At 66.8% G+C, this 20755-nt stretch carries 22 protein-coding genes; 11 read left to right on the plus strand and 11 right to left on the minus strand.

Annotated elements, in window-relative coordinates; all coding sequences use genetic code 11:
* The 4 genes from N0B71_RS14145 to N0B71_RS14160 are packed head-to-tail and all read left to right on the plus strand — an operon-like array spanning position 1 to position 3807.
* Entirely contained in the window at positions 1-909 is a 909-nt protein-coding gene (locus N0B71_RS14145; protein WP_259759440.1) for a type II secretion system F family protein, read from the plus strand.
* Positions 906-1706: a tetratricopeptide repeat protein gene (locus N0B71_RS14150; protein ID WP_259759441.1), complete on the plus strand. Its 801-nt coding sequence runs from the start codon at positions 906-908 to the stop codon at positions 1704-1706. Before N0B71_RS14145 ends, N0B71_RS14150 begins: the two co-directional genes overlap by 4 nt.
* A 19-nt stretch (positions 1707-1725) precedes the next feature.
* Positions 1726-2013 (plus strand): DUF3613 domain-containing protein, encoded by a 288-nt coding sequence (locus N0B71_RS14155; protein WP_259759442.1) that lies wholly within the window; start codon positions 1726-1728, stop codon positions 2011-2013.
* Positions 2014-2031: 18 nt separating this feature from the next.
* Positions 2032-3807: a pilus assembly protein TadG-related protein gene (locus N0B71_RS14160; RefSeq protein ID WP_259759443.1), complete on the plus strand. Its 1776-nt coding sequence runs from the start codon at positions 2032-2034 to the stop codon at positions 3805-3807.
* Between the two features lie 24 nt (positions 3808-3831).
* On the opposite strand, the gene N0B71_RS14165 is transcribed toward N0B71_RS14160, so the two are convergent.
* Complete coding sequence (locus tag N0B71_RS14165; RefSeq protein WP_259759444.1) at positions 3832-4665, minus strand: response regulator transcription factor; 834 nt, start codon at positions 4663-4665, stop codon at positions 3832-3834.
* A 149-nt stretch (positions 4666-4814) separates the two neighbouring features.
* Positions 4815-5294: a prepilin peptidase gene (locus tag N0B71_RS14170; RefSeq protein ID WP_259759445.1), complete on the minus strand. Its 480-nt coding sequence runs from the start codon at positions 5292-5294 to the stop codon at positions 4815-4817.
* 180 nt (positions 5295-5474) lie between these two features.
* Here N0B71_RS14170 and N0B71_RS14175 point away from each other — a divergent pair, with 180 nt between their 5' ends.
* Both N0B71_RS14175 and N0B71_RS14180 read left to right on the plus strand, forming a co-directional pair.
* Positions 5475-5945, plus strand: a complete 471-nt coding sequence (locus N0B71_RS14175) for a TadE/TadG family type IV pilus assembly protein (protein ID WP_259759446.1) — start codon at positions 5475-5477, stop codon at positions 5943-5945.
* A gap of 9 nt (positions 5946-5954) precedes the next feature.
* Complete coding sequence (locus N0B71_RS14180; protein WP_259759447.1) at positions 5955-8735, plus strand: PAS domain-containing sensor histidine kinase; 2781 nt, start codon at positions 5955-5957, stop codon at positions 8733-8735.
* Positions 8736-8810: 75 nt separating this feature from the next.
* Here the strand turns inward: N0B71_RS14180 and N0B71_RS14185 are convergent, their stop codons facing one another.
* The 3 genes from N0B71_RS14185 to N0B71_RS14195 all read right to left on the minus strand — a co-directional run bounded on the left by N0B71_RS14185 (position 8811) and on the right by N0B71_RS14195 (position 12070).
* Positions 8811-10283 carry an inorganic phosphate transporter gene (locus tag N0B71_RS14185; RefSeq protein ID WP_259759448.1) on the minus strand — a complete coding sequence of 491 codons (1473 nt, stop codon included), beginning with the start codon at positions 10281-10283 and terminating at the stop codon, positions 8811-8813.
* 285 nt (positions 10284-10568) lie between these two features.
* The gene (locus N0B71_RS14190; RefSeq protein ID WP_259759449.1) at positions 10569-10784 is read right to left on the minus strand and encodes a hypothetical protein; all 216 of its coding nucleotides are present in this window, start codon (positions 10782-10784) and stop codon (positions 10569-10571) included.
* Positions 10785-10993: 209 nt separating this feature from the next.
* Positions 10994-12070 (minus strand): sigma-54 interaction domain-containing protein, encoded by a 1077-nt coding sequence (locus tag N0B71_RS14195; RefSeq protein WP_259759450.1) that lies wholly within the window; start codon positions 12068-12070, stop codon positions 10994-10996.
* A 224-nt stretch (positions 12071-12294) separates the two neighbouring features.
* Between N0B71_RS14195 and N0B71_RS14200 the strand changes: the two genes are divergently transcribed.
* Positions 12295-12603 (plus strand): PsiF family protein, encoded by a 309-nt coding sequence (locus N0B71_RS14200; RefSeq protein ID WP_259759451.1) that lies wholly within the window; start codon positions 12295-12297, stop codon positions 12601-12603.
* Between the two features lie 255 nt (positions 12604-12858).
* Here the strand turns inward: N0B71_RS14200 and N0B71_RS14205 are convergent, their stop codons facing one another.
* From N0B71_RS14205 to dmeF, 3 genes are all read right to left on the minus strand, one after another.
* On the minus strand, positions 12859-12993 hold the full coding sequence (locus N0B71_RS14205) for a hypothetical protein (RefSeq protein ID WP_017519380.1): 135 nt from the start codon (positions 12991-12993) through the stop codon (positions 12859-12861).
* 78 nt (positions 12994-13071) lie between these two features.
* A complete protein-coding gene (locus N0B71_RS14210; protein ID WP_259759452.1) occupies positions 13072-14001 on the minus strand; it encodes a pseudouridine synthase in 930 nt (309 codons plus the stop codon).
* Positions 14002-14082: 81 nt separating this feature from the next.
* Positions 14083-15036, minus strand: a complete 954-nt coding sequence (gene dmeF, locus N0B71_RS14215) for a CDF family Co(II)/Ni(II) efflux transporter DmeF (protein WP_259759453.1) — start codon at positions 15034-15036, stop codon at positions 14083-14085.
* 60 nt (positions 15037-15096) lie between these two features.
* Between dmeF and N0B71_RS14220 the strand changes: the two genes are divergently transcribed.
* Positions 15097-15372, plus strand: a complete 276-nt coding sequence (locus N0B71_RS14220; protein ID WP_259759454.1) for a metal/formaldehyde-sensitive transcriptional repressor — start codon at positions 15097-15099, stop codon at positions 15370-15372.
* Between the two features lie 16 nt (positions 15373-15388).
* Here N0B71_RS14220 and N0B71_RS14225 read toward each other — a convergent pair whose 3' ends face one another.
* A complete protein-coding gene (locus tag N0B71_RS14225; protein WP_259759455.1) occupies positions 15389-15619 on the minus strand; it encodes a DUF2789 domain-containing protein in 231 nt (76 codons plus the stop codon).
* A gap of 167 nt (positions 15620-15786) precedes the next feature.
* On the opposite strand from N0B71_RS14225, the gene N0B71_RS14230 reads away from it, so the two are divergent.
* A complete protein-coding gene (locus tag N0B71_RS14230) occupies positions 15787-16989 on the plus strand; it encodes an MFS transporter (protein ID WP_259759456.1) in 1203 nt (400 codons plus the stop codon).
* A gap of 98 nt (positions 16990-17087) precedes the next feature.
* On the opposite strand, the gene N0B71_RS14235 is transcribed toward N0B71_RS14230, so the two are convergent.
* Complete coding sequence (locus N0B71_RS14235) at positions 17088-17705, minus strand: glutathione S-transferase family protein (RefSeq protein WP_259759457.1); 618 nt, start codon at positions 17703-17705, stop codon at positions 17088-17090.
* Positions 17706-17832: 127 nt separating this feature from the next.
* Here N0B71_RS14235 and N0B71_RS14240 point away from each other — a divergent pair, with 127 nt between their 5' ends.
* Entirely contained in the window at positions 17833-18723 is an 891-nt protein-coding gene (locus N0B71_RS14240; protein WP_259759458.1) for a LysR substrate-binding domain-containing protein, read from the plus strand.
* Positions 18724-18812: 89 nt separating this feature from the next.
* Here N0B71_RS14240 and ppk2 read toward each other — a convergent pair whose 3' ends face one another.
* On the minus strand, positions 18813-19631 hold the full coding sequence (gene ppk2 / locus N0B71_RS14245; RefSeq protein WP_259759459.1) for a polyphosphate kinase 2: 819 nt from the start codon (positions 19629-19631) through the stop codon (positions 18813-18815).
* A gap of 227 nt (positions 19632-19858) precedes the next feature.
* On the opposite strand from ppk2, the gene N0B71_RS14250 reads away from it, so the two are divergent.
* Positions 19859-20695 (plus strand): VirK/YbjX family protein, encoded by an 837-nt coding sequence (locus N0B71_RS14250; protein ID WP_259759460.1) that lies wholly within the window; start codon positions 19859-19861, stop codon positions 20693-20695.
* Positions 20696-20755 lie beyond the last annotated feature (60 nt).

Genomic DNA, 20755 nt, shown 5'->3' on the forward strand with positions numbered 1-20755 from the left:
ATGCCCCTGTTCTACGGTTTGATGGTGCTGATCCTCGCGCTCGCGGCGATCCTCCTGCTGTTGTCGCAGAGCCGCGCGGCGGGGCGCGAGCAACGCCTGATCGAACAGCGCCTGGGCAGCCAGCCCTTGCCGCGCGGCGCCGGCCAGCGCGTGGCACAGCTGTTCGATCGGATGAGCGACAGCGGCCTGGGCCGCCGCCTGCAATTGCGTGACGACGAGGTCCGGTTGCTGCTGAACCAGGCCGGGTGGTCCGGCAACACGCCACGCAGCCTGTACCTGATGTCGATCTTCCTGGTGCCGGTGGTGTTCGTCACCATCGTCCTGGTGATCCTCGCCACGCCGGGGCACGCGCACACCTCGCCGTTGCTGCCGTTGTCCTTCGCCGCCGGCATCGGCTTCCTGCTGCCCAAGCGGGTGCTGGCCCACTTTGCCGGCAAGCGCCGCCAGCGCCTGGCGGACGAGGTGATCCTGTTCATCCAGCTGATCCGCATCCTCTTCGATTCCGGCCTGACCGTGGAGCAGAGCCTGCACGTGGTCTGCCGGGAAGGGCGGGGCATCGTGCCGGTGCTGGTGGAAGAGCTCGATGGGGTTCTGGCCCACGCCGAAAGCGGCCTGGACCTGGCCGACGAACTGGAACTGCTGAGCAAGCGCCTGGCGGTGGGGGAACTGACCGACTGCTGCAACGTGCTGCGCCAGATGGTGCGCCAGGGCGGCAGTGCGCGCACCTCGCTGCTGACGCTCAAGCAATTGTTCGAAGACCGGCGCCTGACTGGCCTGCAGGAAAAGGTCAGCAAGATGTCGGCGAAGATGAGCCTGGTGATGATGACGCTGCTGTTCCCGGCGCTGCTGATCATCCTGGCCGGGCCCGGCTTCCTCGCGATTACCAAGGCCTTGGGGAGAATGGGATGAGAAACGCATGCGTGATCGGCCTGTTGGGGCTGAGCCTCGGCGGCTGCGCCAACCTCGACAGCCTCGGCGGCGGGCCGAGCGTCGGGCAGAACTGCGACGAGAAGCTTGGCCAGGCGGTGGAGCTGCAGCTCAACCTGGCTCGCGAGATGCTCGACAGCGGCCGCGCCCATGCCGCCCTGGCCAACCTGGAAACCCTGCCGCCCAATTCGCTGGAGGTGCGCGAAAGCAAGGCCCTGGCGCTGCGCCGCATCGGCGACCCCAAGGCGCGCATCGTCTATGAAGGGCTGCTGGGCACCTGCAAATCCGCCGAGGCCCACCACGGCCTGGGGCAGATCGCCATGCGCGGCGGCAAGACCGCCGAGGCCGAGCGCGAACTGCGCGAAGCGGCGCGCCTGCAGCCCACCGACAGCGCGCTGCGCAATGACCTGGGCTACGTCCTGTTGCGGCGCGGCGAGCTGGAGAAGGCGCGCTTCGAATTCATCACCGCCATGGAGCTGGACGAGCACGACAAGCTGCCGGCCACCAACCTGCTCAGCGTCATGTTCATCCAGGGCGAGAGCAGCGAGGCCAGCCGGTTGATCCAGAGCGTCGGGCTGTCCGCCGACCAGGTCCGCGCGGCCCAGGAGCAGGCCAGGGACCTGCGCCCGGCCAGCCCCGCCAGCCCGGCCAGCCAGCCCCCGGTGCAGGTGGAAAGCGTGAGCTACGTGGATGACCCGGTGGAGGACGCGTCCCCCGCGCTGGTCGAGTCGACACCGGCGGTGGCGCGCGACGCCAAGCTGCTGGTCAAGGCCCGCTGAGGCGGGCAGAGAGGACAGGATGAAGACATGGATTCTGGCCGGTGCACTGCTGGCGATGCCGGCACTGGCCCTGGCCGTGGAGAGCGGCACCACCCACACCGAGGCTGGCACCACCGCCCGCGACCAGCAGGAAGTGCTGACCTGGCTGGATCTGCAAAGCAGCGGCAGGGCCGCCTCGCCGCATCGGCAGAGCGCCACTGCGGCCGAGCGCGACCGCGCTTACCAGCGCTACCTGAAGAGCTATACCCGGGAGATTCCCGAATACCTGCTCGACGACAACAACGGCTTCAGCACCGACAAGAACTGATCCCTTCCGGAGGCTGCCATGGGACGTGAACGGCAGCGAGGCGCAATCGGCGTGATGGCGGCGGCAACGCTGCTGCTGGCGCTGATCTGCCTGGCCCTGGTGGTCGACACCGGGCGCCTGTACTTCGAACAGCGCAAACTGCAGCGCGTGGCGGACATGGCGGCGCTGGAGGCGGCGAGCCAGGGCGGCATGTGCGGCTCGCAACTGGCCGCGGAGATCCAGGGCTACGTCACGGCCAGCGCGGCGAAGAACGGTTTCGTGCCCGGTGCTGGCGATACGCTGGTGGGCACGCTGGGCACCGTCAGCTTCGCGGCCGGTTACGGCAGTGCCCAATCCCAGCGGGTGTTCAACGCCGGCGGCGACCTGGCCGACTCCGTTCGGGTGCAGGCCACCCATAGCGTGCCGTCGAGCCTGGTGCTCAACGTCGCCAGCTTGTTCAGCGGCGCGTCGAGTACCACGGTGCTCAACGCCCAGGCGGTGGCGCGCCGCCCCGCGTTGGCCGGGATATCCGCCGGCAGCGGCGTGCTGAGCCTGGATTCGAGCAACTCGCCCTTGCTCAATGCGCTGCTCGGCGGCCTGCTGGGCACCTCGCTCAACCTGGACGTGGTGACCTACCAGGGCATCGCCGGGGCCAATGTTTCTCTGCTCGCCCTCAGTCAGCAACTCAAGGCGGCCGGGGTGAACCTGGAACTAGGCAAGATCGACAGTCTGCTGGGCGCCAACGTCACCGCCGCGCAATTGCTGCAGGCCATGGTCAACGCCGCGGATTCCTCACAGCTGGCCGGGGTGAACACGGCGCTGCTGCGCACCGCGCTGGCGACCATCAACGTGCCGACCGCGCAGCTGACCCTGGGGCAGATTCTCAGCGTGGTGGCGCCGGACAGCGTGCGCGATACGGCGCTCAGTGCCGGGGTCAATATGCTCGACCTGCTGATGGCCACGGCGCTGGTGGCGAACAAGAGCAACGCAGTCACCATTCCCACCCAGAAGCTCGCCGTGCCCGGCCTGCTGACGCAGAGCCTGACCCTCTCGGTGATCAATCCCCCGCAGATTGCCATTGGCTATCCGGGCAAGAACAGCGATGGCAGTTGGCGGACGCAGGCGCACTCATCGCAGATCGACCTGACAATCAAGGCCAGCGTGGACCTGCTCAACCTGGGCCTGGTGAAGTCCGATGTGACGCTGGTGGCGTCCGTCGCGCCGGGGTCAGCTGCGCTGGAGAGCATTCAGTGCGGCGGTGTCGGCAAGCCGGTGAAAGTAGGCGTTCAGGCGCAGCCGGGCATCGCGTCGCTGAGACTTGCCGCCTCGGCCGGCGTGATCAATCTCGGATCGGGCTATCTGGCCAAGGTCGACATCACCACGCCGTCGGGGCCAGTGACGATCGCCACCACCAGCCCGACTGAGCTGACCTTCACCGTGACCGGTCCCCGCGATCTGCCCAGTGCCGTCCAGCGAGCGCAAAGCCCTCTTGGCGCCTCCCTCGGCGCAGGGCTGGCGAGCCTGAGCAACGGATTGAATATCGACGTAACGCTGGGCTCGCAGGGATTGCTATGCAACCCGTTGCTGGGGTGGCTGTTGTGCGACCTGGGCAAGCTGGTGGATAGAGTCGCCGGAGCTGTGATCAACTCTGCTACCGACCTGGAGAAGCTTCTGACCAAGGCCCTGGCGGACCTGGTGACGGCGCTGGGCAACGCGCTGATCGACCCGCTGCTCAAGCTCCTGGGCATCCAGACCGGCATCCTCGACGTCCGCCTCATCGACCTCCAGACCGGCGGCGCAGAGCTGCTGATCTGAAGGTCGGCCGAGCCGCTGCCGGGGTCAGTGCACCGCGCTGCTCTGCGAAGCGGTGGGGGAGATGGCGAGGGCGAGCTGGGTGCGGTTGTGCATGTGCATCAGCCGCAGCACCTGCGAGACGTAGAGCTTGACGGTGTTCTCGGTGATGCCCAGGTCGTAGGCGATCTGGTAGTTGGTCAGCCCCTTGCTCACCAGGCGCGCCACGGCCTGCTGGCGCGGCGACAGCTTGTTGAACAGCGGGTTGTTGACCACCGGGGTCATCTGCTCGGCGTTGCTCGGCGCGGCGCTGGCCGGAGCTTCCGGCTGCTCCTGCTTGAGCGCGCTGTTGCTGGCCGGTTGGCCGCCGCCATGGACCTCGTACTTGATCTTGTGGATATCCCGCGAGATCGAGTTGAGCGACTCGGCCAGGTACTCCAGCCGCTGGTTCACATGGCTGAGGCTGAGCTGGCTGCGGATGCGCTCGTGCAGTCGGCTCTCCAGGCGCTCCAGCCCCTTGAGCAGGTCCATCGGCGCCACCGGCTTCTGGTAGTAATCGGCAACGCCTACGCGCATGGCCTCGATGACTTCCTGGCTGCCCTGCTGGCCGGTGAGGATGATGGTCTCGAAGAAGCGCGCCGAGCCGGCCACCTCCTTGAGCGCCTCCACCACGCGGATGCCGTTGTCCCGACCCAGGCCCAGGTCGCAGACCACCAGGCCGATCGAGGCATCGTCGCGGAACCGTTGCAGCGCGCTGTCCTTGCTGTCGCTGATGACGCAGCGATAGCCGCTGTTTTCCAGCAGTTCGGAGACCTCGGAAGTAACCTGGGGCTCGTCATCGATGACCAGCACGCTGAAACGGCGATTGGCCGTTTTTTCCATGACTGCACGCTCCTTGAAAAGACCTTTTCCATTGTTGTTATCGTCCGGCCGTTCAAATACCGCAGCCGGATCGTCCTATCAGCCGATAGGTGGTATTAACCCTTAGCATATAGTCGTTAAGTTTGGACTCCGCCAATCTGCGGAATCATTTAACGGATGAATGAAAGGGTCGCCAGAAGACCGACGAACAAGGCGAACACGAACGGAAATGACTTGAACTTTGACGGTTGCAGTCTCGCTAATTGCGATTGGCAATTAGCAGGCAACTTATCCGAATCAATCAAAAGTTTGCTGGCGAACATCGCCACCACGCAGAACACGCTGGCCAGCGCCAGGGTGTACAGCACGGTGCGGGGGTCGCTGGCCAGGGCAAGGGCGGCCAGGGCCTTCACATCGGCCGCGCCCAGGCGACCCAGCAGGTAGCCCGGCACGCTCAGCGCCAGCGCCAGCGCCAGGCCGATCAGCACGACCGCGGGCGGATAACCGGTCAGGCTATGGCCGCTGGCGCACAACCACAGGCCTGCCGCCAGCGCGCCACCGAGGGTCAGCCAATTACTGACCCGCAGGCTGCGCAGATCCTGATAGGCACCCATCGCGAAACAGGCCAGCAGCAGAAGTTTGGCGAACATGGGGAATGTCCTTATTCCGGGAAGGGGAATTAATACTGTTGCCGCGAACTCGTTTATTCGCCGACAGAATCTAGTATTGATGCAGGGGCGCCAATAGCGAATCGGTACTTTGGCAGCGGTAACGCCTGCCGATAACTTACCGAGAGTGCAACTGTCGAAAAAGTTCGAGGCGTAGTGCACATGAAAGGAAGCAGAAGTTCGCGCCGCCAACACGGCGCGGTGGCTATCGAGTTCGCCGCGGTATTTGTCCTGTTCTTCGCTGTGCTCTATGGCCTGCTCGGTTATTGCGTGCCGCTGCTGATGCTGCAGGCCTTCAACGACGCGGCCGCGGCCGGGGCACGGGTGGCCGTTTCGGTGAATCCGCAGGCCGCCGGGGGCTACAACGCCGCGCTGAAGGCGGCCGTGGACAGCGCCGTGACCCAGCGCCTGAGCTGGATGCCGACCAGCTGGCGCAACGGCTGCTACGGCGGCCAGTTCATGGATACCCCGGTCACCGAAACCATTTCCGGTCGCGATTACACCCGCGTGCGGGTCTGCGTCAGCTATCCCTACGCCACGTCGCCCATCGTGCCGTTGCTCACGCTGCCGGGTATCGGCACCGTGCCGCGCCTGCCCGACGTGCTCAGCGGCACCGCCAGCGTTCTGCTGTGAGGCGGCTGCATGTTCGATTTCTGGCGTACGCGCTCCACCGACCAACCCGAACCGGCGGACACCCCGCCACCCAGCCGACCGCTGGCCGCGCGCCGGCGCCCGGCGCTGCCCGCCGAGGAGGTGGCCGAGCCGGTCATCACCGGCCACTGGGACCTGTGGCTGGAGTTGGACAGCCGCGATCGGGTCATCGCCCGGGGCGGCAGCGTGGCGCACCGGCTGCTGCCGCCCACGCCGGGCAACGGCGAGCCGCCGGGGCTTGGCGATTATCTGGAGCGGCGCATGCCCGGCGGCATGCACGTCTCCAGCCTGCGCGGCGGCGAGCGGCTCGACCTGGTGCTGCGCAGCAGCGGCGACCTGCCGCTGGTCTGCCGCTTCCAGGCCGTCCTGCAGGCCAACGAACATTGCCTGTTATTGGGTACCGACATCTCCGACCTGAACTGGCAGTCCGACAGCCAGCAGCACAAGCTGCAATGCCTGAACCTCAGCAAACTGCTGCTGGCGCGCCTGCGCCATAGTTCGCAACGCCGCCTGGGCGAGGCGGTGGGCGAGGTGCTGGAAGCTTTCTGCAGCAATTTCCACATGCGCAGCATGGCCCTCCTGCTGGAGGCGCCGGACCAGAGCCTGCGGGTGTTTGCCTGCTACGTGCAGCCCGGCTTCGACAGCCTGCTGCGGGAAAACCTGGCGCTGCCGGGCGACGAGTTGCGTGCGGCCAGCGGCGCCAGCCTGCTCGGGGCGGACAACAGCCCGTCCGAGCTGCTGCGCGTGCTGTGCTGCGACCAGCTGTACCTGATTCCCGCACCGGTGCGGGGCGGCCGCCTTGCCGGCCTGCTCGCCGAGCCGATGGAGCACGGCAGCCCCTGGCCGGGGCTGGCGCCCAGCGATTGGCAGTACCTGGCGGAAATCCTCACCAACCTCGTCCACGAGCGCACCGAATTGCACAGCCTGCGCGACAGCAGCCGCCGCCTGAACCTGCTGCAGGACATGGTCGGCGGCGGCTGGTGGCGGCTGCGGGTGGACGAGGGCGTGTTCGAGCTCTCGCCGGCGGTGGCCACCAGCCTCGGCTTGCCGGCCGGGCAACTGCAACTGGCACTCGACGACCTGCTCGGCCAGTTGCACCCGGCCGACGCCGATGAACTCTGCCTGCGCCTGCGCAACCTGCAACCCGGCGGGCGGCTGGTGCAGGACCTGCGCCTGCGCGGCACGGCGCCCACCCAGACGCGGCGCTGGCTGCGCTTGCAGGGCCGGCGCCAGGCCCGGGCCGGCGACCAGCTCATGGACGGGGTGCTGCTGGACATCAGCGAAGGCAAGTTGCAGGAAGAACAGGCGCTGGCCGCCCACGCACGCTTGCGCAACCTCATCGACAGCGCGCCGGTGGTGATCTACGTGCAGCGCGTGGAGGAGGGCCACCTGATCCCCGAGTTCTACAGCGAGAGCGCCGGCAACCTGCTCGGCCTCGACCTGCAGGGACAGAACTGGCAGGCGCTGGCCGAGCGCGTGCACCCCGAGGACCTGGAAACCTTCCTCGACCGTGGCCGCGAACTGCTGCGCGAAGGTCGCGTGCGCACCGAATACCGCCTGCGCGACAGCGCCGGTGAATGGCACTGGCTGTACGACGAAGCCAAGCTGCTGCGCGACATCCAGGGCATCCCGCAGGAGGCGGTCGGCCTCTGGCTGGACGTCACCGAGCAACACCTGGCCGCCCTGCAGATTGCCGAAAGCGAGGAGCGCTACCGCGTGCTGGTGGAAGATTCCCCCGCGCTGATCTGCCGCTACAACCCCGACCTGCAACTGACCTTCATCAACCACACCTTCGCCCAGGTGCTGGGCGAGCCGGTGGATGCGCTGCTCGGCCGGCGGCTGGACGAGTGGCTCTCGCCGCAGGACTGCAGCGCCCTGCGCGCCCGCCTGGTGGGCGGCGGCCAGGGCGCGGCGGACGATTCCTGGGAGCTGCGCTTCTGCCTGCCCGGCCAGCGCAACCTCTGGCTGATCTGGTCGGACCGTCCGCTGCTGGATGCCCAGGGCCAACTCGTCGAAATCCAGGCCGTGGGCCGCGACAACACCGCCGTGCGCCACGCCCAGCAGCAGCTGGCCCAGGGCGCCAAGATGGCCAGCCTGGGCGAGATGGTCAGCGGCATGGCCCACGAGATGAAGCAGCCGCTGCACGTCATGCGCATGTCGCTGTACAACGCCCGGCAAAAGCTCGGCGAGCCGGAGTACCTGAAGGACAAGCTGGAACGCGCCGATGCGCAGATCGACCGGCTCTCGCGGGTGATCAGCCACATGGGCGTGTTCAGTCGCAAGTCGGAGCTGGAGGCGGCGCCCTTCGACCCCTACGACGCCTGCGAGGGCGCCGTCGCGCTGCTGGGGGAAAGCCTGACGCAGCAGGGCATCACCCTGGAGTGCCGGCCGCCGGCGCAGCGCGTGGTGGTGCGCGGCTACGCCGACCAGCTCGAACAGGTGCTGATCAACCTGCTGGCCAACGCCCGCGATGCGCTGCTCGGGCGCGGCGACGAGGGCGCGCGCTGGGTCGGCGTATCGCAGGAACCCTGCACCGATCCCGGCTGGGTCGAGCTGCATGTGCGCGACAACGCGGGCGGCATCGACCCGGCGGTGATGGAGCGGATCTTCGAGGCGTTCTTCACCACCAAGCCGATCGGCAAGGGCACCGGCCTGGGCCTCTCGGTGAGCCACGACCTGATCCGCAACATGGGCGGCAGCCTGTCTGTGGATAACTTCAAGGGCGGCGCGCGCTTCGTCATCCGCCTGCCGCGCCAGCCGGTGACGCTCTGAGCCTCCTGCAATCGAAGACCCGGAAATGAAAAACGCCTGCGGAGGCAGGCGTTTTTCGTGGCGCGCGGCGCGGACTCAGCCGACGAAGCGCGAGGACAACCAGAACAGCCCGGCGGCCAGCGCGATCGACACCGGCAGGGTCAGTACCCAGGCCATGAGGATGTTGCGGATGGTGCTGCCTTGCAGGCCGCTGCGGTTCGCCACCATGGTGCCCGCCACGCCCGAGGACAACACGTGGGTCGTGGACACCGGCAGGCTGTAGATGTTGGCCATGCCGATGGCGGCGGTCGCGGTGAGCTGCGCGGCGATGCCCTGGGCATAGGTCATGCCCTGCTTGCCAATCTTCTCGCCGACGGTGAGCACCACGCGCTTCCAGCCGACCATGGTGCCGATGCCCAGCGCCAGGGCCACCGCGATGATCACCCAGAAGGGCGCGTACTCGGTGGTGCTGGTCAGGTCCTTGCGCAGCTTCTCGAGGTCCGCCTTCTCGCGCGACGGCAGGTCGGACAGCTTGCCGACCTTCTTCGCGGTGTCGTCCAGGCACAGCAGGTAGCGGCGCACCTGCACGCGCTCGTCGTCGTTCAGGTCGGTGTAGCTGGAGACGCCATGCAGGTCCTTGAGCAGGCCCTTGAGGGTCGCCTCGGTCTGCTTCGGCTCGCAGCGGTACAGGTCCGGCAGGTCGGCCTCGCTGGCCTTGCCCAGGGCGAGCATCTCGCCGAGGGTGTCGGAATGACGGTTGTAGAACTGTTGCAGGTGGACGGCGGCGTCGCGGGTGCGCTCGATCTGGTAGGTGGTGCTGTTCAGGTCGAGGACGAACTTGGCCGGGACGATGCCGATCAGCACCAGCATGATCAGGCCGATGCCTTTCTGGCCATCGTTGGAGCCGTGCACGAAGCTCACGGTCATCGCCGAGATCACCAGCACCAGGCGGTTCCAGAATGGCGGGTGCTTCTTCTCGTCGACGTCGCGGCGGGTTTCCGGCGTCTTGTGCATCTTCGACAGCGGGTACAGCCACTTCAGGCCGATCAGCAGGGCGCCGGCGACGAGGAAGCCGGCCAGCGGCGAGAAGATCAGCGACAGGCCGATGTCGATGGCCTTGCCCCAGTTGATCCCGTCGGCCACCGGAACGCCGGTGATCAGCGCGTTGGCCAGGCCAACGCCGAGGATCGAACCGATCAGGGTGTGCGAGCTGGAGGCGGGGATCCCGAAGTACCAGGTGCCCAGGTTCCAGGTGATGGCGGCGGCGAGCAGCGAGAACACCATGGCCAGGCCGTGGCCGGTGTTCACATTGATCAGCAGTTCCACCGGCAGCAGGTGGACGATCGCGTAGGCGACGCCGACGCCGCCGAGCAACACGCCGAGGAAGTTGAAGATGCCGGAGAGGATCACCGCGCGGTACGGGGACATGGCCTTGGTGTAGATGACCGTGGCCACCGCGTTGGCGGTGTCGTGGAAGCCGTTGATGAACTCGAAGGCCAGGACGAACGTGAGCGCCAGCACCAGGCTGACACCCACCCAGACATCGAGTCCGCTGAAGAGATCGAACATGAAAATTCTATGACCGGTCGGAGACGGGGCGGCGATTATGCCAGAAGCTTGGAGCACCGTATTTAGCCTGAAACGGTTTCTCCAATTTGCGCGACGCCTCGTCGCACGGCGCTTTCAGGCAGGGTGGAAAAAGTTTGCAATGCTTCCACGCGGGCCGCCGGCCCATCGGATGAGTGTTTGCAGGCCAACTGGCGGGCTCCCCCACGGAGCGCTGCTCGCCCATCGCTTCAAGACTTTTCCGCCGTATTTGCGGGCAAATCCTTCAGCCTGGGGTCGTACCTGCGATTAAAGGGAAGCGGCTTCCTGATCCTTTTTCAGTCGTTCTTCTTCGATTCTTTCCAGTTCCCGGTCGAAGGCCTTGTCCTGCACGCTGGGTCGCTTGCGCCAGGGCTTTCTTTCGGGTTCGGGCTGGGCGGCATAAAGGGTCACTTCGCCGCCCTGTTCATCCTTGAAACGTTGCTCCTGGCGCTCAAGTTCCGCGCGCAGTTCGTCTTTGGTCACGATGGTTCCTGATGACTGTGAATCTGATGACTTGAAACGCTGACGATGGGCCGTGCACTGGCGATCGGCACCCTGGCAGTGTAGACGCTCGGGTGCGCGGGCGTGCCGGCGATAAATGCGGCGCGGATTATAACCTTTGGCGGGGGGAGGCCGGGCGAGGACCGCCGACGGACGGTTTGGGGCCAGGGCTGGCGCGCCCTGGACCTGCCTCAGCCGGTGCGGCTGAGGTTCAGTTCGCCGATCTTCTCCAGCCGCGCGCGGACGATGTTGCGGCTGATGCCCAGCAGACGGCCGGTCTGCAACTGGTTGCCATGGCAGAAGTGATAGGCGGTGCGGAACAGTACTTCCTCGACATGCTCGTAGAGGTCGGGCTTGTTGCTTTCGAACAGCTCCAGCAATGCCTGTTCCAGGGTCGCTTCCACCCGCGGGGCGAGGGCATGGGGGAAGGCTTCGTGGCGCAGCGCATCATGGCGCGGGGCCGACGGCAGTTCGGCCAACTGCAGGTCGCCCGGCTGCACCTGCTGGTTGCGGCAGACCAGCAGGGCATGGTGAATGGCGTTCTCCAGTTCGCGGATGTTGCCCGGCCAGGTGTGGCCCAGCAGCTTGCGCTCGGCCTCGGGGCTGAGCGAGGCGCGGTTGTAGCCCAGGCGCTGGCAGTGCTCCTCGAGGAAGAATTCGGCCAGCGGCAGGATGTCGCCGGGGCGCTCGCGCAGCGGCGGCAGGCGGATGGTGGCGACGTGCAGGCGGTAGAACAGGTCCTCGCGGAAGTGCCCGGCCACGACGGCGTCGGCCAGGTTGACGTTGGTCGCGGCGACCACCCGTACGTTGATCGGCACCGGCGTGCGCGAGCCCAGGCGCACCACCTCGCGCTCCTGCAGCACACGCAGCAGCTTCACCTGCATGTTCAGCGGCAGGTCGCCGATCTCGTCGAGGAACAGCGTGCCGCCGTTGGCCGCTTCGAACCAACCGGCCTTGCTGCTGGTGGCGCCGGTGTAGGCGCCTTTCTCGTGGCCGAACAGCTCGCTTTCCACCAGCGTCTCGGAGAATGCGCCGCAGTTAACCGCCACGAATGGCGCGGTGCTGCGTCGGCTGAGCTTGTGGATATGGCGCGCCACCAGCTCCTTGCCGGTGCCGGTCTCGCCGATGATCAGCGCATTGGCCTCGCTGGGGGCGAGGCGTTCGATGCGGTTGAGCAGTTCCTGCGAGCGCGGGTCCTTGAACACCAGCACCGTGGCGCGGACCGACTTGGTTTGCTCGCGGGCATTGGGAAGGGTCAAGAGCGACATGGCAGATTCCTGGCGGACCGAAAGAAGGGGCAGCGCCATACTGCGACATTTTAGTTATTTCAAAAAATTATCAATTCGAATTTATATATAACAGTTTTGTTTTCATGCCCGTGGAGGCCGTCACGGACTTCATGCCCGGCGCCGCCGCGTTGCGTCGCAGGCCTCGCGAATGCTGGGCTGCAAGCTACGCTCAGAGTGGCAATTCCATCCTGGGAGACCACTCCATGACCACCGTTCGGATTCCGCTGCTCGTCCTCGCTCTGCTGTTCTCGGCGCAAGGCTTTGCCGCCACCGCCGCGCAGACCGCGCAGCAGGAGAAGATGAAAACCTGTAACGCCGACGCCACCACCAAGGCGCTCAAGGGCGACGACCGCAAGGCGTTCATGAGCACCTGCCTGAAGGCTGGCGGCGGCGACACCAAGGCGATGACGCCTCAGCAGGAGAAGATGAAGACCTGCAACGCCGATGCGACCAAGAAGGCGCTCAAGGGCGATGAACGCAAGGCGTTCATGAGCACCTGCCTGAAGAAGTGAGGATGGAGCGCGGCAGGGCCGCGCGGGATACGAAAAAGGGCAGCCACGGCTGCCCTTTTTTGTGTTTGAAGGTTCGCGAGCAAGCTCGCTCCTACAGATCGAATCCAGCGCGCGCTCGCTCGTCGTAGAAGCGAGCTTGCTGGCGAACCGTGGTGAGCCCTTACAACCCGGAAAACACCAGCCAGGCCGCGGCCAGGGCGTAGAGGACGATCGCCGCATCCATGCGTAGCGCGGGCGGGAGTCGCCGCACCAGGTTCATTTCTTGGCCACCGCGGACCAGAAGCCCTGGGCGTTGCGGAAGGGCTGGCGGGCCATCTGTTCGGGACGGGTGATGCCGTCGGCACGCAGGGCGTTGACGAGGGCGGAAAAGGACTTGGCGCTGTAGCTCATGACTGGCTCCCGGTGCTTGCTCTCCTTGGGGTGGAGCTATGAAAACACCCGGGCCACTATCGACGGAAATGGATCGCCTTAAGGGTGACCATCGATGAAATTGATGGAAGGCCAGGTCAGCTCCAGCTGGCTGGTGAACTGCCGCGCTTGGCCAGTGACCGGGTCGATGAACGCCAGCTGCCGGGCCAGCAGCTTCAGCGGCTTGTCGAAGTCTTCCGGCGGACGCTCGCCGCGCGGCGGCAGCGTCGGGTAGAGCGGATCGAAGCACAGCGCCGCGCCCAGGCCGGACATGTGCACGCGCAACTGGTGGCGCTTGCCGGACACAGGGTGCAGCCCGTAGCGCCAGAGCTCGCCGCGCCGCTCCAGCACCTCGATGCGGGTTTCGCTGTTGGGCGTGCCGTCCACTTCCTGCATGCGGATGAACGGGTCGCCCTCGACCATCCGCGAACGGTGCACCAGGGGAAACTCCCTGTGCGGCAGGGCGGGCGCGATGGCCTCGTACAGCTTGTCGATGCGCCGCTCGCGGAACAGCGCCTGGTAGGCGTCGCGGTTGTCCGGCTTGGCGGAGAACAGCACCAGGCCGGCCGTGAGCCGGTCGATGCGGTGCAGCGGCACCAGCAACGGGTTGTCCAGGCGGCGGGCCAGGCGCGCGAGGAGGGTTTCCTCGACGTACTGCCCCGACGGCGTCACCGGCAGGAAATGCGGCTTGTCCGCCACCACCAGGTGCTCGTCGGCATACAGGATGCTTTCCCGGAAGGGGATCGGCGCTTCCTGCGCCACTTCGCGGAAGTAATGGATGCGTAGCGCTTCGCGGTAGGGATGCTCGGGGCCGATGGGCTGGCCGTCACTGCCGAGCACCCTGCCCCGCGCCATGCGGTCCAGCCAGGTATCGCGGCTGATCGCCGGAAAGCGCGCGCACAGGCAATCCAGCACGGTCGCCCAGGGGCCGGCGGGCAGGTGCAGGGTGCTGGCGCGTTGCTGGGCGGCGGAGAAGTGCGGGCTGGACATCGTCGGGGCAACCGGGGTTCGACAGGCTGCGCATTAGGCCGCAGCGGCGGCCGTGCGTCAAAGCCGGCGCGACCTCCGGCGTCAGGTCGTGGTGGGGTTGATCTCCACGGTGATGTGCGCCAGCTCCTCGTGAACCTGCAGGCGCTGGCGCACCAGTTCCGGCGTCAGCTCGTTGCTGCTGGCCAGGCTGAGGATGCAGGCGTAGCTCGACTTGCCCACGCGCCACAGGTGCAGGTCGGTGATGCGCGCCGGTTGCGGCAGCGCGGCGACCACCTCGCGGATTTCCTCCACCACCGGGTCGTTCATCTCCGCATCCAGCAGCACCCGGCCGCTCTGCTTGAGCAAGCCGACCGACCAGACGGCCACCAGCACCGCACCCACCATGCCCATCAGCGGGTCGAGCCAGGCGGCGCCCCAGATCAGGCCGCCGATCAGGGCGATGATGGCCGCCACGGAGGTGGCCGCGTCCGCGAGCACGTGGAGGTAGGCGGCACGCAGGTTCAGGTCGTGGTCATGATCATGGCCATGATGGTGGCCGTGGTCGTGATCATGGTGGTGATCGTGGCCATGATGGTGGTGCTCGCCGCGCAGCAGCCAGGCGCAGGCCAGGTTCACCAGCAGGCCGCCGACCGCGATGGCGATGGCTTGCTGGTAATGGATCGGCGACGGGGAGAGCAGCCGGGCGACGGACTCGAACATCATCAGCGCCGCCACGCCCAGCAGCAGGATGGCGCTGGTGTAGCTGGCGAGGATCTCGATCTTGAAGGTGCCGAAAGCGAACCGCGCATCGCCCTTGAAGCGCCGCGCGGCCACATAGGCGAAGAACGCCAGGCCCAGCGCCAGGGCGTGGGAGCTCATGTGCCAGCCGTCGGCCAGCAGCGCCATGGAGTTGAAGATCCAGCCGCCGGCGATCTCCACCACCATCATCACCACCGTCAGCAGCGCGGCGCGCAGGGTGTTGCGTTCGGCCAGGGGATTGCCTTCGTGGAACTGATGGTCGTGGCGACCGTCTTGCGGGTGGGCGGCGTGCTGCATGATGATGGTCCGTAGGATCGGTCTGGATACTATACCCCAGTATACCTTTGGAGTTTTGACGTGGGACATACCATCAAGGATCAGAAGAAGCTGTTGACCCGGGTGCGGCGCATCAAGGGCCAGAGCGAGGCGCTGGAGCGGGCGCTGGAGGCGGGCAGCGAATGCACGGCGATCCTGCAACAGATCGCCGCCATCCGCGGTGCGGTGAACGGCCTGATGGCCGAGGTGCTCGAAGGCCACCTGCGCGACCACCTGGGCGCCGAGGACCGCACCGCGGAGCAGCGCCACGAGGACCTGGAGCAGGTCATGGGCGTGCTGCGTTCCTATCTGAAGTAAACCGGCGGATCGCCGCTCAGCGGGACAGGCGCACCGCCAGTTCGTCGACGTCTTCGGCCCAGTCCGAATCCTGTTGCCATGCCTCGCGCAGGAACTGCGCCTGGCCGGGGTTCCAGAACGGTGCGTCGGGCAGCTTCTGGCCTTCGGCCAGGCGGTGGCCGGCGAGGAAGGCATCGATCTCGCTGCGGCCGTCGGGCAGGCCCAGTTGCTTGAACAGGTTGGCCAGGGTGTGCGGCGTGGTGTCCATCGGAGGCTCCTTCACAGGCTGGGCACACCGGCATGGCGTGCGGCAGTGCAACAACTATAGGAGCCAGCGCCGCCGGGCAGGGCACAGATTGGCAAGTGGGGCGGAAATAGATAGCCTGCTTTCAATCGTCCCGTTACCCGCTCCGCCACCCACCGTCAGGCCCGTCCATGAGCTCATCCGAGCAGCGAACCGCCTCCGTCACCCTGCGCATCCTCGCGACCGTCTTCTTCACCTTTGTCCTGTTCCTGAGCATCGGCCTGCTGTTGCCGGTGCTGCCCGGCTTCGTCCACGACAGCCTGGGCTACTCCACGGTCGTGGCCGGGGCGGTGATCGGCCTGCAGTACATCGCCACCCTGGTCTCCCGCCCCTTGGCCGGCCACGTGGCCGATACCTACGGCGCCAAGCGCGCCGTGCTGTACGGCCTGGGTGTGCTGGGCGCCGGCGGCGCGCTGGTGCTGGCGTCCACCAGCGTCGGCGCGGTGACCTGGCTGAGCCTTGCGCTGCTGCTTTTCAGCCGCCTGCTGTTCGGCCTGGCGCAGGGGTTGCTGGGAATCGGCACGGCGAGCTGGGGGATTGCCCTGGTCGGCACGCAGAACACCGCCAAGGTGATTTCCTGGAACGGCATCGTCAGCTACGGCGGCATCGCCATCGGCGCGCCGCTGGGGGTGGCCATGTCCGGCTCGCTGGGACTGTGGAGCCTGGGGGCGAGCATCCTCGCGCTCACTGCGCTGGGCTGGCTGGCGGCCCGTGGCCGGGACGAGGTGCCGACCATCCCTGGCACGCGCATGGCCTTCCACGCCGTGCTCGGCCGCGTGCTGCCCTACGGCATGTGCGTGATGCTGGGCTCCATCGGCTTCGGTACCCTGGCGACCTTCATCACCCTGTATTACGGCAACCAGGGCTGGGCGAACCCGGCCTGGTGCCTGACGGCGTTCGGCGTCTGCTTCGTCGGCGCGCGGCTGATCTTTTCCGGCATGGTCAATCGCTTCGGCGGCTTTGCCGTCGCGGTGGTCTGCCTCGGGGTGGAAGTGTGTGACCTGCTGCTGCTCTGGCAGGCGCCGGGGCCGGGGTTTGCCCTCCTGGGCGCGGCGCTGACGGGCTGCGGCCTGTCGCTGGTCTATCCGTCGCTGGGCGTCGAGGCGGTGCTGCGCATCCCGGCCAGCAGCCGCAGCGCGGGCCTGGGCGCCTACGCGCTGTTCTTCGACCTGGCGATGGGGGTTGCCGGCCCGCTGATGGGCCTGGTCGCCGCCCGCCACGGTTATGCATCGATCTTCCTCGCCGCAGCGGGCCTAGCGCTGTGCGGCTTCGTCATCTGCTTCGGCCTGCTGCGCTTCACCCGGCAGCGGCACGAGGAACTGCCCAAGGATTGATGGGAGGGCACCGGCCGGGTTCGCGAGCAAGCTCGCTCCTACAAAAGGCCGGCCGCCGAGGCACGGACCTGTAGGAGCGAGCTTGCTCGCGAGCCGCATCACACCGGCGGAAACGCCTTGAAGACGTCCAGCGCCTCGGCCTGCTCCGTCCAGTCGGCCACCGCCGGGTAGCTGTCCGCCGGAATGTCTTCCGAATGCAGCAACTGCACGAAGGTCCAGGCCACGGCGATGCTCACGCCGGCCTGGTCCAGCGGGGCGCCGGCGTCCAGCGACATCTCCCGCAGTTCGCTTTCCAACTGCGCCAGGCCGGCGTGCAGTTGCTGGTCGACCCGTTCCTGCCAACTGGCCAGCTGCTTGTCCTGCGGCCGCTGCTGCTCGTAGTAGCGCTGCACGGCCTTCTCCATCACCGCCAGGGCCAGGCCCAGGAGCCGCGTGGCGCGCAGTCGCGCGGTCGGTGCGGCCGGCATCAGGCTGCGCCCGGCGAGGTGTTCGAGGTAGTCGATGATCAGCGTGGAGTCCATCAGCACCTGGCCGTCGCCCAGTACCAGGGTGGGCGCCTTCACCACCGGGTTGATGCCGCGAAACTCCTCGTACGTGCGAAATACCGACAGCGATTGGTGGCTGAATTCGATGCCGAGCAGGCGCAGGGTGATGGCGACACGGCGCACATAGGGTGAGTCGAGCATGCCGATCAGGTGCGGAAGCTTCTGTTGCATGGGGGCGTCCTGTTAGTGGAAATTGCAGGGGGCTGGCGCGGTTGTCCGCGTGGTGGCCATGAATCTAGCGGCTTTGGTCGCTGGGAAATAGCGACGATTAGTGACCGATTCAGTTAGGAAAACTTACATGAGCGCACTGCCGCCACTCTCCGCCCTACGCAGTTTCGAAGCCGTGGCCCGGCTCGGCAGCGTGACGCTGGCCGCCAGCGAGCTGCACGTCACCCACTCGGCGATCAGCCAGCAGGTGCGCCAGCTGGAAAGCCTGCTCGGCATCACCCTGCTGCTGCGCGAAGGCCGGGGGCTGCGCCTGAGCGAGGAGGGGCGGCTGTACGCCCTGCAGATCCGGGCGTCGCTGCGGGACATCGCCGAGGCCACCCGGCTGGCGAAGGCGCGCCCCGGCGAGGACGAACTGGTGGTGGCGCTCACCCCGTCCTTCGGCCAGAAGTGGCTGCTGCCGCGCCTGCCGTCCTTCCGGGCGAGTTATCCACAGTACCGCCTGCGCCTGCTCGCCAGCCTGGAGGTGATGGACCTGCGCCAGGGCCTGGCCGACGTGGCCGTGCGCATCGGCCAGGGGCACTGGGAAGGATTGGCGCAGCAGCGCCTGTTCGACGACGAGGTGGTGGTGGTCGCCGCGCCGGACTTCAACGGCGGCCGGCTGCCGCGCAGCCCTGCGGAAATCCTCCGTTGCCCGCGCGTGACCGGATTCGAATCCTGGCTCGGCTGGTGCCAGGCGGCCGGCGTGGCCGTGCCGCACGAGCCGGCAGCGTTCGTGGTGAACGATTCCAACCTGAGCATCGAGGCGATCCGCATGGGCCAGGGCATCGGCCTGGAGCGCCGCAGCCTGGTGGCCGGCGCGCTGCAACGCGGCGAACTGGTGGCGCTGAGCGACCTGCGCGTTCCCTACGGTTTTCCTTACTGGCTGGTGTGGCCCGAGCGCGAGGCGACCCAGGCCAAGGTCGCGGCCTTTGCCGGGTGGCTGGCGGATGAGGTGAAGGCCTATCTGCACTCCATCGAATGAGGGACGGCGCCGCGCAGGTGCAGGATTTCCAGGCAGACGCGGCAGTCGCGACCCGATCCAGGGCCGGCAGGGGCCGGCCCCGGTGCGCCTCAATAGGCTTCTTCGATGTAGTGGACGGGGTAGTCCGGACTCTTGTACTTGCCGATCTTGCCGCGCTTGGGCAGCTTCACTTCCTCGCGCGGGAGATCCTTGTACGGCACGTGCTTGAGGATGTGGTTGATCACGTTCAGGCGCACGCGCTTCTTGTCCTCGGACGGCGCCACGATCCATGGCGCCCAGGGCGAGTCGGTGGAGGCGAACATCAGGTCGCGGGCGCGGGTGTAATCGTCCCAGCGGGTGAACGATTTCACGTCCATCGGCGACAGCTTCCAGATCTTGCGGCCGTCGGTGATGCGGTCCTTCAGGCGGCGCTCCTGCTCCTCGGGGCTGACCTCCAGCCAGAACTTCAGCACGATGATCCCCGACTCGGTGAGCATCCGCTCGAACAGCGGGGTCACGGCAAGGAACTTGTCGGCCTGCTCCTCGGTGCAGAAGCCCATCACCCGCTCGACGCCGGCGCGGTTGTACCAGCTGCGGTCGAAGATCACCACCTCGCCGGCGGACGGCAGGTGCTTGATGTAGCGCTGGGCGTAGAGCTGGGATTTCTCCCGCTCGGTCGGCGTGGGCAGCGCCACCACGCGGAATACCCGCGGGCTGACGCGCTCGGTGATGGCCTTGATGGTCCCGCCCTTGCCGGCGCCGTCGCGGCCCTCGAAGACGATGCAGACCTTCAGGCCTTTCTCCACCACCCACCGCTGCAGCTTGACCAGCTCCACCGAGAGCTTGCGCAGGTGCTCCTCGTACTCCTTGTTCTTCATCTTCCCGGTCTGTTCGGCGGCCGGGTTCTTTGCCTTGCTCTTCTTGCCCATCATTTCCTCCATGGCTGGCCTGGGACGGCCGTGAAATCAGCATAGCCGCTGACCAGCAGAACGAATGCCCAGGCAACGGGCTTTCGAACATGTGGGAGAGCGACTGCCAGTTCCTGAGGGGCCGGTCGCAAAACGGCGCAACAGCCGCCCGCCTTGGGAGGCCTTAAGCCTTCCACAAGGTGCCGCCAGCACCCTGTTGCCGTCTCGTTTGCCACCCTGTGACCTTCATGCATCTGCGCTCTCTGCGAAACGCCGCCCAGAAAGTGGTGGCCCTGATTACCGCCCCTCGTTTGCATTGGCTGTGGTCGCGCCAGCGGGAGCGCTATCCGGCGCTGAATGCCTCCTACAAGGGGCAATTGATTCCTGCTCGCCGCCACCGCAAGACCTACCTGTGCCGCCACTGGAGCATCGCCCGCCGCCTGCGCGCGCTGCACGAGCATTACCGGCAAATGGACCAGTTGCCGGCGGCCTGGTCGCAGCGCCTGCTCCGCCACCTGGGCATCGCCTTGTGCGACGTTGAGCTCAAGGGTGGCGAGTGGCTGCACCTGTCGCTGGAACCCTCGGAGTTTGCCAAGGAGGGGGAGTTGGGTCTGTTCCTGCGCGACGCTGCCGGTGAGCGCCTGTACTCCCTGAGCTTCTGCCTGGGCAAGGCTTGCATCATGATCGGGGGCCTGCAGGGGCCGCGCCCGAGCGTCGAGGAAGGCATGGTCAAATGGCTGGGCAAGGAGATGCACGGCCTGCGGCCGAAGAACCTGTTGATCTCCGCCCTGTACGAACTGGCCCGGTGCCTCGGATGTCCACTGATCCTGGGCATCAGCGACGCGGCGCACAGCTGCTCCGACAAGCTGCGTTCCAGCTATGACACCTTCTGGCAGGAGCTGCATGGGGTGGCTCATGAGCAGCACTGGTATCGCCTGCCCGAATGCGAGCCCGCTCGTGATATCGCCGAAGTAAAGAGCCAGCGGCGCAGCGAATTTCGGCGCCGCGAGGCCTTGCGTGACGCCGCGCTCGCGCAGATCCGTGAGGCCTGGGCGCTCGACCGGGCTGCACAAGGCACCCGCTGAGCGCGGCGGCCCCGTCGTAAAAGGCTATCCCGTTCGGTCCCGTTTTGGTGAAATGCCCGT

This window comes from Pseudomonas sp. GCEP-101 (assembly GCF_025133575.1).
GTDB classification, from domain to species: Bacteria; Pseudomonadota; Gammaproteobacteria; order Pseudomonadales; family Pseudomonadaceae; genus Pseudomonas; species Pseudomonas nitroreducens_B.